Source organism: [Clostridium] polysaccharolyticum, assembly GCF_900111595.1.
In the GTDB taxonomy this organism is placed as follows: Bacteria; Bacillota; Clostridia; order Lachnospirales; family Lachnospiraceae; genus Clostridium_AI; species Clostridium_AI polysaccharolyticum.
Map to the genome: position 1 here is coordinate 141546 of NZ_FOHN01000001.1, position 10380 is coordinate 151925.

Sequence of the window (10380 nt, forward strand, 5' to 3'; positions counted from 1 at the left end):
GGTGATGAAGTGAAAGAAAAGCAGATATATCTGATTGGAATTGGCATGGGCACAGAGGGAACCCTTACGGAAAAAGCCCGTGAACTTATAAACAAAAGCCAGATTCTGATTGGAGCAAAACGAATGTTAGAACCATTTGCCAAGGAAGGGAAAGAACTGTTTTATTCCTATAAGGCAGATGAGATAAAGGCATATCTATGCCAGAAAGAAACGTTCCAAAGTGCTTGTGTCCTGTTGTCAGGAGACGTTGGATTTTACAGTGGATCGAAGAAGCTGTTAGAGGTACTTGGGGATTTTGAGGTAGAATTGATTCCAGGAATTACATCTATGGTGTATTTTTGCAGCAGGTTAAGAACTTCCTGGGAAGATGTCTGCTTTGGAAGTGCACATGGAAAAACGATTAACGTTATCCAGAGGATTCAAAGATATAAAAAATGTTTCTTTTTATTAGATGGAGAAGTCAGCTTAAAAAGACTTTGTGAGAAGCTTCGTTATTATGGAATGGAAGGAGTAACGTTACATGTAGGCGAAAATCTTTCTTATGAGGATGAGCGTATTGTAACAGGAAAGCCAGAAGATTTTGAAACAATGGCTTTTGGTACGTTGCTTGTGGTATTGATTGAGAATGTATCTGCAAAAAACTGGGTTGCCAGCTCCATACCAGATGAAGCATTTATCCGTACCAAAGTACCTATGACCAAAAGCGAAGTCCGTACCATAAGCATTGGAAAACTGCAGTTAGAAGCCGATTCTGTTGTCTATGACGTAGGGGGCGGAAGTGGTTCTGTGTCGGTTGAAATGGCGATGCAGTCTCCAGATATCAAAGTGTATTCTGTTGAGAAGAAACCAGAAGCCTTGGAACTTATGGAACAGAATAAGAGAAAATTTGCAGCGGATAATATAGAGATTATAGAAGGAAATGCACCAGAAGCTTTAGAAAAACTTCCAGCACCAACCCATGCATTTATCGGTGGCAGTTCAGGAAATTTAGACAGGATTGTTGACTGCATTTTTGAAAAAAATCCAATGTGCCGTATTGTCATAAATACCATTGCCCTTAATTCTATGGCACAGGTGATGGAGTTATTTAAGAGCCATCCAGAGTATGAAAGTGACATTGTACAGATTCAAGCCTCTAATGCAAAACAAGCAGCAGGCTACCAGATGATGATGGGGCAGAATCCTATTTATATCATAACACTTTGGAGAAAAACACAGGAGGCCAGAGGATGAGTACACCACGGGTTTTAATTGCAGGAACCAATAGCGGATGTGGCAAAACTACCGTAGTCTGTGGCCTTTTAGCTGCATTGAAACAAGCTGGTTTAAAAGCTGCATCCTGTAAGTGTGGTCCAGATTACATTGATCCAATGTTTCACAGCCAGGTGTTTGGCATACCTTCTAGCAATCTGGATCTTTTCTTCTCAACCAGAGAAGAGGCAAGAGTTATCTTAGAGGAAAATGGCAAGTGTGCAGATGTCACTATCGTGGAAGGGGTAATGGGAGCTTTTGACGGAATGCAGATGGATTCAGACAAAGCCAGTTCCTATGACGTGGCAAAACAGACACAGACGCCCATGATTTTAGTGGTAAATGCAAAAGGGATGGCATTATCTGTTGTGCCCATAATAAAAGGTTATCTGGAATTTCGTAAAGACCATGCCATCAAGGGTGTGATTCTCAATAACGTCAGCAAAATGACAGGCATTAGGTTAAAAGAGGTCATTGAAAAGGAACTTCCAGTGAACGTGTATGGATGTATACCAGCTCTTTCGGAGTTTAAGCTGTCTAGCAGACATTTAGGGCTGGTTACCCCTTTTGAACTAGAACAGATTCAAACGGATTTAGCCAGATTAGGAACCCAGATGGCAGAGTATCTGGACTTAGAGGGCATTCTTGCATTAGCTAAGTCAGCACCCCCAATTCATGAGAAACAGCCAAAAGAGCGGGAAGAAATGCTTGCTTCCAAGGCTGGAAAGGGACTTCGGGTTGGGGTGGCATGGGACAAAGCCTTTTGCTTTTATTATAAAGAGAATCTTAGGATGTTAGAACTTCTTGGATGCGAACTGGTTTATTTTAGTCCCTTAAAAGACAACGCCCTGCCAGAAGGCATTGACGCTGTCTTATTAGGTGGCGGTTATCCAGAGTTATATGCAAGGGATCTGTCGGAAAATGAATCCTTTTTAAAGGACATAAACCAAAGGCTGTGTAATGGTCTTCCCTGTCTGGCAGAGTGTGGTGGCTTTATGTACCTTCATGAACAGATGGAGGATGATAAGGGAGAAGTATATAAAATGGCAGCCGTGATTCCAGGGAAGACAGCGAACCAGAAGAAATTAGTGCGATTTGGATATACTGTTTTAGAAGCAAATCAGGAAAACCCTTATTTAAAAGAAGGGGAAACCATAAAAGCCCACGAATTTCATTACTGGGACAGCGACAATAACGGAGAAACTTTTTTGTCAAAGAAACCTTCAGGGAAAAGAAGCTGGGTAAGTGGTCATGGTACAGATACGATTCTGGCAGGATTTGCCCATCTGTACTATCCATCAAACTGGAAAGTTGTAAGACGTTTCTTAGAACAATGCAAAGCACAGAAAGAGAAGGAGTGAGGAAATGGCAAAATCCTTAATGATACAGGGAACGATGTCTAATGCAGGAAAGAGCCTGCTTGTGGGCGGGCTTTGCCGGGTATTGAAACAGGACGGATACAAAGTAGCCCCTTTTAAGTCACAGAATATGGCATTGAATTCCTTTATTACAGAAGATGGGCTGGAAATGGGAAGAGCTCAGGTGATGCAGGCGGAAGCGGCAGGAATCAAGCCCACCGTACAAATGAACCCGATTCTGTTAAAACCCACTAACGATGTAGGTTCGCAGGTGATTGTCAATGGAGAAGTCATTGGCAATATGTCTGCAATGGACTATTACAAAAATAAGCCTAAGTTTATTCCGGATATTATGAAAGCTTATCATCAGCTAGAAGAGGAATATGACATAATTGTACTAGAGGGAGCAGGCAGTCCTTCAGAAATTAATCTAAAGGAAAATGATATTGTCAACATGGGCATGGCGAAGCTTGCAAAGGCTCCCGTTCTTTTGGTAGGGGATATTGACCGTGGGGGTGTATTTGCACAGCTGATTGGAACATTAGTGCTTCTAGAGAAAGAGGAACTGTCTTATGTAAAAGGTCTGGTTATTAACAAATTCCGTGGGGACAAGGAAATTCTTATGCCAGGAATCCGTATGCTTGAAGAACGGGGACAGAAAAAGGTGCTAGGTGTCATGCCTTATGTATATGTAGATATTGATGATGAGGACAGCTTATCAGAACGTTTCCGGAAAAAAGATGCCAGTGGCTTAATTGATATTGCTGTCATACGTTTTCCTAGAATCTCTAACTTTACAGATTTTAACCCTTTTGAATGTTTTGACGAAGTGTCTTTGCGTTACATTAAAAGTCCAGATCAGTTAGGCAATCCAGATATCATTTTACTGCCAGGAACAAAGAATACCATTGAGGATTTGCTTTGGATGCGTCAGAATGGACTGGAAGCGAAAATCCTGCAGCATGCCAAAGCGGGAAAAATCATATTTGGTATCTGTGGAGGGTACCAGATGCTAGGACAGTCTATCAGGGATCCTGAGGGCGTGGAACATAAAGGAGAAGTGCGAGGAATGGAACTTCTGCCAATCCGTACTGTATTTTCAGCGGAGAAAACAAGAACTAGAGTAGCTGGAACCTTTGGAAATGTGGAGGGAATTTTAAAATCCCTTTCTGGTATTCCAATAGAAGGATATGAGATTCACATGGGGACATCAGAGCTGGAAGCAGATGGAAAATCATTAACCAGTTTAACAGATATGACCGTACAGACGGAGGACACTATAGATTGTGGCAAAGCAGATGGCACCCAAAAGGAAAATGTATACGGAAGCTATGTACACGGCATTTTTGATGCACCAGAGACTGCAAAGGGGATTGTGGCTGCTGTTTTAAAGGAAAAAGGACTGGATGCAAGTAACGTACAGGCGTTTCAGATGCAGGAATATAAGGAAAGACAATATGATCTGTTAGCAGATGCAGTACGTAAAAACATGGATATGGAAACGATATATAAGGTTATAGAACAAGGAATGCAGGAGTAAATCATGGAAAAAATTATTGGTGGAATTGTCCTTGAGCAAGTAGCACCTAAGGAAATAGAGAAGAGAAGTTTTGAAATTATTACAGAGGAGTTAAAAGGAAGAACATTTCCTGCGGATCAGGACTCCATTATTAAACGAGCGATTCACACATCAGCAGATTTTGATTATGCGGACAATCTGTGCTTTTCGGAAAATGCAGTTGCCATTGCCAAGGAAGCCATTCTAAATGGTGCCTGCATTGTGACAGATACGCAGATGGCAAAAGCGGGAATTAACAAGAAGTCCCTCGGCAGACACGGGGGAGAGGTTTACTGCTTTATGAGTGATGAGGATGTGGCAGCAGAGGCGAAAGAGCGAGGCGTTACAAGAGCAGCAATCAGTATGGAAAAAGCATGTAAACTTGAAAAAGATGTGATTTTCGCCATTGGAAACGCACCTACAGCACTGGTGGAACTGTATGAGCTGATCCAAAAGGGAAAGATTAAACCAAAGCTTATTATTGGTGTGCCAGTTGGGTTTGTAAATGTGGTGCAGGCGAAGGAACTAATTATGACGGCAGGAGTGCCTTATATCGTGGCAAGAGGCAGAAAAGGCGGAAGCAATGTAGCAGCAGCGATCTGCAATGGACTGCTGTATCAGATAAATGATGAGAGATAGCCTCTTTTTAATTGGATGAAACTTTATAAAACTTGACAAAGACTTCTATTTTTCGGTATACTTAGCTTGTTTTGCTACTATTTAGTTTGGAAAAGGAGTTTAGTTTTAATGAAATTAAAAAAGAATATAGCACTTTTTATGCTAGCACCTGTTGCCATGGCCAATATTTCGGTTTCTGTCAAGGCCAATGAGCCAGAATCCCAAACAGTAATTGCAGTCAATGGCCAGGCATATAATGCACAGGAATTTATGGATCGGGTGCTGGAATATACCATTCAGCCAGCTCCAGTAGAAAATGTGCAGGCAGACGACGGAACAGAAGTCAGATTTACATACAATACTTCCAGACAGAGAACCGAAAAAGTAAAAGGCAAAGACAGAACGCTTTATCAGTACGATGAATTTTCTAACTTGAAGGCACAGTATCTGCCAAATAGGAAATGGATTACCTATTCCTACCAGAAAACAGGATACGATACCTTTGCCAAAAGCATATCCTATGGAAATAAACAGTATTACTATCAGATGGAAGACGGCATTATTACAGGCCTTTTAAATGAGAAAAATCAGATAGTCTGTACCTATTCTTATGATGAAAATGGAGCCACAAAGCATATCTATGAATGGAAAGGGAAAAAGAAAGAGGAACATTCCGATCAGGAAGGAGATGACTTTGTCGGCTGTGTCAATTCCATTCGCTATGATGGGAAATGTTACGATTCTGAAACAGAAATGTTCTGTATGGATGGAAATTATTATGATACGAAGACGGATAAAATGGTTGGCGGGAACTGTTATGTGGATATGAAAGGACTTTTTGGAGACCAGTATGAAACCTTACGGCGTCAGGAACGTCAGCAAGAGCTAAAGAATGGAGGAAAGAAAGCCGTTATCTGCAGTATTCCTTCTGCCATGCAGTCCGCACTTGTGTATGCGGCTACGCAAAAGTATAATGACGCATTGAATGAAAAACATCCTTCTTATGAAAAATACGGAAGCAGCTGGTATACGGCTTTTCAAAGTTCGTCTGTGCAGTATAAACTGGCTGCCCGGATTATTTATGCGGAAAATACCAATTTAGGAAGTGCTTCAGATGAAAAGAATTTTCTAAAGTATAATCGACAGGGAATTGCATGGGTAATAGCAAACCGTCTTTTGGAGGATAAATACCGGAAAAGCAAAGGAAAACGAATGTGTTTTTCCGATGCATCAACTCCAAGTTTATATTCGGTGCTTACCAAAAGAGGTGCTTTTGTGTCACTGTACAGTGACAATGCAATGGGAGAAATACGAACTTCCGTTGATGCCTACCAGCAGGCGTTGTTATTAGCATGTTACATCAATGTCTGTTCCAACTTTGATCAATACGATGCAGTTCTTCCAAGACCTTCTGGTGTTACCTATCAGTGTTATAATAAAGGAGCCTTGACAAAAGATTCCAAGCCAGTGGCAAAATGGAGCAATGTAAGGTTTCCGGGAGATTCCACTGCTTATACTGGAAAGAAGGATTATTCTGCATTCAAGTATTATTCTTCTATTGGATTGTTTAATGTGCTTCATTCCTATGCAGAGGAAACCTTATCGATCCAATCGGTTTATTATTAAAAGGAGTAAAAGGAAATGTTTAAAAAGAAAGTGACCTATCTAGTGTTGATAATAGCCCTATGTCTGTCTGCTGGCTGTGGAACGGTTACGCAACAGGCCAAAAGCGAGGAAACAGTACTGAAAGAAGCCATATCCTGTATTCAGGAGAAGAAATATCCTCAGGCAATCGGATTACTGTCAAAAATTAAGGACAATGAACAGGCAGAAGACTTGTTACAGCAGACACGCTATCTTATCTCAGGATCTTATATTGCCAATATGGGGGCGGGTATTGCGGCACTGGATAAGGATGGAAAAGTGAAAATTGCAATGGAGGATGGACTTTATGAATATTATCATTGTGGGGATACGAAAGACTGGAAAAACATTACAAGTTTCTCGGATGCACAATTTCGTCTGAATGCATTAGATGAGGATGGGCATATTCATTCAGCAGGAGATGAAGATCCTTTGGGACAGGAGGTAGCGAAAAAATTACAGTCCTATGCAGATATCGCTGCAATGTCTACCGATTGGAATGATTATGTCTTACTGACAGAAGCAGGAAAAATAGAGGCGTATTCAGCAGATGATGCACAAGCACTTGAAAGTTACCAAGATGAAATTGCATCGTGGAAGGATGTAGTGGATGTTATGACAGGAGATACAAGAATTGCTGCTTTGAAAAGAGATGGAACGGTGTCGGTTGCAGATTATAATAAATATTATCAGACAGAAAATGATTATTTATTTGATGAAACAGCGGACTGGAAGGACATTGTTGCGATATCTTCTGGTGGAGATGAGATTGCTGGACTTCGTTCTGATGGTACAGTTGTTGTTACAACAACGAAAATAAAAAACGGAATTGGTCATGAAATTCAAATGCGTGATACTTATGAGGATGTGTCTGACTGGGAGGATATTATTGCCATTTCAAAAGGGCTTAGTACCCTGTTAGGATTAAAACGAGATGGAACAGTTGTTGCAAGTGGTTATAGCGAAAACGGTCAATTAGACGTATCGGACTGGAAGGACATTGTTGCAATAGCAGCTGGGGACTGGATTTCTGTCGGTTTAAAAGCGGATGGTACAATCGTGGTTGCTGGAGAGATGGAAGAAGGTGTTAAGCAGCCAGATATCTCCAACATGACAGATCTGTATGTACCAGCTATACAGTATTAAAATTTTTTGTTCTTTATTTTAATCTTTCCATTTTTTGAATGTGCAATTCTGGAAAAAACACATCCATACATCTTAAATCCCCGTTAAACACTTTTCTAATACCTATTAACCAGTTTTTCTTGCCTTGAAGAAGTGATTTTATTTATAGTTAAAAGAAAGTGTTTCGGTAAAAAAGTGTTTCGGTAAAATTCGATTCTTAATGGTTTTGGAAAAGGATAGTATATGTTAATTAACGAAAGCTCTGCACCAGAAAAAGGGGGAAAGATACTTGGAAAATGCCATATTAGCGATACTTACCTGGTTTGTACAAATGAGTGAACCAGTGATCTTGAACTGGTTTTGGAGTAAAATTGCTACTCCTATTGAAGAACGGAAGAAAATGCAGGCAATAGGGATGGTATTCTTATGTGGATATATCTGTATCCTTTCTGCAGTAGTGGGCAAAGTAGGTAATATGCCATTTTTAGTATATTCATTAAATAATCTTAGTGTTTTTGTAAACGTATGGTATGCGGTTATCTTTATGGGAAGAGGCGGCGTGCATGGGAGAAAAACATTGAACTTGTATGTGGGATTGAAGTGGATAACATAATCATACCACTGCAGGATTTAAATGCTATCATTACCAATATGCTTGACAATGCCATAGAGGCCTGCGAGAAAATCGGGAACAGAAAAAAAGAGATGGATAAAGTTTAAGGTGTACTTTTCGGACGAAAGTGTTGTAGTAGAATGTGCGAATACCTACATAGGAAAACTGGAAATGGATAAATCTGGGTATTTTATTACATCCAAAGAAGATAAGGCAAATCATGGCTTTGGACTAAAGAGAATTGAAGAATGTGCTATTACTAACGGGGGAGATTTTGTGGTGGAGTATACAGAGGAAATATTCACCGTTCGGGTATTTTTCGATAAAGAGAGAGCTGACTGGAAGGAGAAAGCATAGGGTGGTTATGAATGTACTAATTGTGGAAGATAATGAATTGTTCGTGAACAGTAATGCAAGATCCATGAAAGTATTGGCCAATAAGTATAATATAGATATGAAGGTAAAGGTTTTTACCAATGTGGGCGATCTTCTATATCAGCATATAAAAGAGGAAAGCATTGATTTGGCATTGCTGGATGTAGAAATTGGAAACCATGATGGGGTTAAAGTAGGAAAGAAGATTGTAAAGTATCACCCATTGGTTTCGCTGGTATTTATTACATTATATAGAAAATATCTAGATAGGGCCAGTGTGCTAGATCCCATTGGCTTTTTAGTAAAACCAGTGCAATTTGACAGACTAGAGAAGTTATTTTGCAAGGCAGTGATGTTAAAACAGGGACTGCTATCTTTAGAAGAAAAGAATACGAAATTTGTTACAGTAATGGAAAATAGAAACAAGATGGAAATCAAAGAATGTGAAATCCTTTATATTAGAACCTGTCAGAGAAAGCTTTTATTAAAAGTGGGAGAACGCAATATCCTTATAAGTGAGACAATAAGCAGTTTTGAGAAAGGTCTTTCGGATCTGTTTATAAAAATAGCCAGGGATATCCTTGTCAACAAAAGAAAAGTGAAAGAGGTAAGGGGAATGCAGATCATTATGTGTAATGGTGACAGTTTGGATATATCCTGGCGTAAGTTTCAGGAGGTAATTCGAAAACTGCATACATAAGATATTTAAGTTCAACAGAGGAAAGAAAGGAGGAACGCTGTGGGAAAAACGGGTAGAGAAATTACTGGCAGAAGCAGCAGACTGGAATTTAAAGAAAGGTGTCAATTCGTCATGTCATGTTTTTTTGTTTCAGCCAAAGCTTTCAGACAAATCGAGTAATAAACTGGGAAAATTTAAAGAAAAGAGATAATACAGATTTAAAATTTAATCAGATCTATTCTATAAGGATTTTTTGTCACCTTTATAGAATAGATTTTTTTATTTCTAATAATTGTAATTTTAGCAAAAAAACAAAGGAAGAAACCGTTTAGAGAATCATGCTTATCCAATAAACACACTTTATTGAATCATCCTGCAAATTAGTTATAATAGTTCATGTGGCAATGAACTACTTACCAACCATTTGCAAATAGGTATCTGGTTCAACTAGTTAAAGCCGTATATCCCAATATAAAAGCAGGACAGCTTTGTAGACAAAAAGAAGGACAGTTTAGTTGGCATCATAGTTGACAGTTGATATTGCTAGAATAAGCTGGATATCTTGTGCAATTGTGGGAGGAGACGCAAGATATCCAGATTTAATACGGTAAAGTGGAAAGTGAAGAATAGAATGTGAGAGTGATACCATGGGAAAAAAGAGAAACTTAACAGAATATGGGAAAAAGGTAAAGCATAAATTAGTTGAATTGAATATGACACAGGTAGAATTGGCTGAAATCATAGGTACATCCGAACAGTATCTTGGAAAAATTCTATTTGGTGAACGTTCAGGAGGGAAGTATGTAGAAGAAATCAATCTGCTTCTTGGTTTAATGTTGTAGCAGGCAGAGTGTGTGGGAAATTTTTTAGAAAGTGCAACGGATGGGGGATTTGTATTGAAATGTAATGAAATCTCTGGTAAAATGTAAAAAGAAAACGGTGAAAAACAAAATGGTTTATAAAACTGAATTATGAAGAATATTCCATTTTTGCCCCGCATAAGATTACATAAGGGTTTGGGACAGATTTAGGGGTATAAAGGAGGTTTGGAAAACTAAATAATGGTTTTGCTCCGCAAACCGTGTTTTGAACCCAGTTATAGCAAGGGTTTTAGAGGACGGGGTTAAGTAATGCAATTCCCCGTGAGGGGACGGAAACG

The 10380-nt window shown here is 39.4% G+C and carries 11 protein-coding genes; all 11 read left to right on the forward strand.

What is annotated here, in order from left to right:
• Window positions 1-9: 9 nt before the first annotated feature.
• Window positions 10-1233: a precorrin-6y C5,15-methyltransferase (decarboxylating) subunit CbiE gene (gene cbiE, locus BMY85_RS00680; protein ID WP_092474985.1), complete on the forward strand. Its 1224-nt coding sequence runs from the start codon at window positions 10-12 to the stop codon at window positions 1231-1233.
• Window positions 1230-2612 carry a cobyrinate a,c-diamide synthase gene (locus BMY85_RS00685; RefSeq protein WP_092474988.1) on the forward strand — a complete coding sequence of 461 codons (1383 nt, stop codon included), beginning with the start codon at window positions 1230-1232 and terminating at the stop codon, window positions 2610-2612. The genes cbiE and BMY85_RS00685 overlap by 4 nt, the downstream gene beginning before the upstream one ends.
• A 4-nt stretch (window positions 2613-2616) precedes the next feature.
• The gene (locus BMY85_RS00690) at window positions 2617-4149 is read left to right on the forward strand and encodes a cobyric acid synthase (RefSeq protein ID WP_092474991.1); all 1533 of its coding nucleotides are present in this window, start codon (window positions 2617-2619) and stop codon (window positions 4147-4149) included.
• A 3-nt stretch (window positions 4150-4152) separates the two neighbouring features.
• A complete protein-coding gene (locus BMY85_RS00695) occupies window positions 4153-4806 on the forward strand; it encodes a precorrin-8X methylmutase (RefSeq protein WP_092474994.1) in 654 nt (217 codons plus the stop codon).
• Window positions 4807-4914: 108 nt separating this feature from the next.
• Window positions 4915-6411, forward strand: a complete 1497-nt coding sequence (locus tag BMY85_RS00700) for a hypothetical protein (RefSeq protein WP_092474996.1) — start codon at window positions 4915-4917, stop codon at window positions 6409-6411.
• Between the two features lie 15 nt (window positions 6412-6426).
• Window positions 6427-7575 (forward strand): RCC1 domain-containing protein, encoded by a 1149-nt coding sequence (locus BMY85_RS00705; RefSeq protein ID WP_092474998.1) that lies wholly within the window; start codon window positions 6427-6429, stop codon window positions 7573-7575.
• A gap of 268 nt (window positions 7576-7843) precedes the next feature.
• Complete coding sequence (locus BMY85_RS15395; RefSeq protein ID WP_177180558.1) at window positions 7844-8167, forward strand: hypothetical protein; 324 nt, start codon at window positions 7844-7846, stop codon at window positions 8165-8167.
• The gene (locus BMY85_RS15990; RefSeq protein WP_177180559.1) at window positions 8155-8274 is read left to right on the forward strand and encodes a GHKL domain-containing protein; all 120 of its coding nucleotides are present in this window, start codon (window positions 8155-8157) and stop codon (window positions 8272-8274) included. Before BMY85_RS15395 ends, BMY85_RS15990 begins: the two co-directional genes overlap by 13 nt.
• A gap of 1 nt (window position 8275) precedes the next feature.
• Window positions 8276-8524: a GHKL domain-containing protein gene (locus tag BMY85_RS00715; RefSeq protein WP_177180560.1), complete on the forward strand. Its 249-nt coding sequence runs from the start codon at window positions 8276-8278 to the stop codon at window positions 8522-8524.
• 7 nt (window positions 8525-8531) lie between these two features.
• On the forward strand, window positions 8532-9242 hold the full coding sequence (locus BMY85_RS00720) for a LytR/AlgR family response regulator transcription factor (protein ID WP_143066295.1): 711 nt from the start codon (window positions 8532-8534) through the stop codon (window positions 9240-9242).
• A 626-nt stretch (window positions 9243-9868) separates the two neighbouring features.
• Window positions 9869-10063 carry a helix-turn-helix domain-containing protein gene (locus BMY85_RS00725; protein ID WP_092475008.1) on the forward strand — a complete coding sequence of 65 codons (195 nt, stop codon included), beginning with the start codon at window positions 9869-9871 and terminating at the stop codon, window positions 10061-10063.
• Window positions 10064-10380: the final 317 nt, after the last annotated feature.

Coding starts and splice junctions, on each gene's coding strand:
- BMY85_RS00685 (WP_092474988.1), top strand. CDS start 1,230: ATGAGTACACCACGGGTTTTAATTGCAGGAACCAATAGCGGATGTGGC.
- BMY85_RS00690 (WP_092474991.1), top strand. CDS start 2,617: ATGGCAAAATCCTTAATGATACAGGGAACGATGTCTAATGCAGGAAAG.
- BMY85_RS00695 (WP_092474994.1), top strand. CDS start 4,153: ATGGAAAAAATTATTGGTGGAATTGTCCTTGAGCAAGTAGCACCTAAG.
- BMY85_RS00700 (WP_092474996.1), top strand. CDS start 4,915: ATGAAATTAAAAAAGAATATAGCACTTTTTATGCTAGCACCTGTTGCC.
- BMY85_RS00705 (WP_092474998.1), top strand. CDS start 6,427: ATGTTTAAAAAGAAAGTGACCTATCTAGTGTTGATAATAGCCCTATGT.
- BMY85_RS00720 (WP_143066295.1), top strand. CDS start 8,532: ATGAATGTACTAATTGTGGAAGATAATGAATTGTTCGTGAACAGTAAT.
- BMY85_RS00725 (WP_092475008.1), top strand. CDS start 9,869: ATGGGAAAAAAGAGAAACTTAACAGAATATGGGAAAAAGGTAAAGCAT.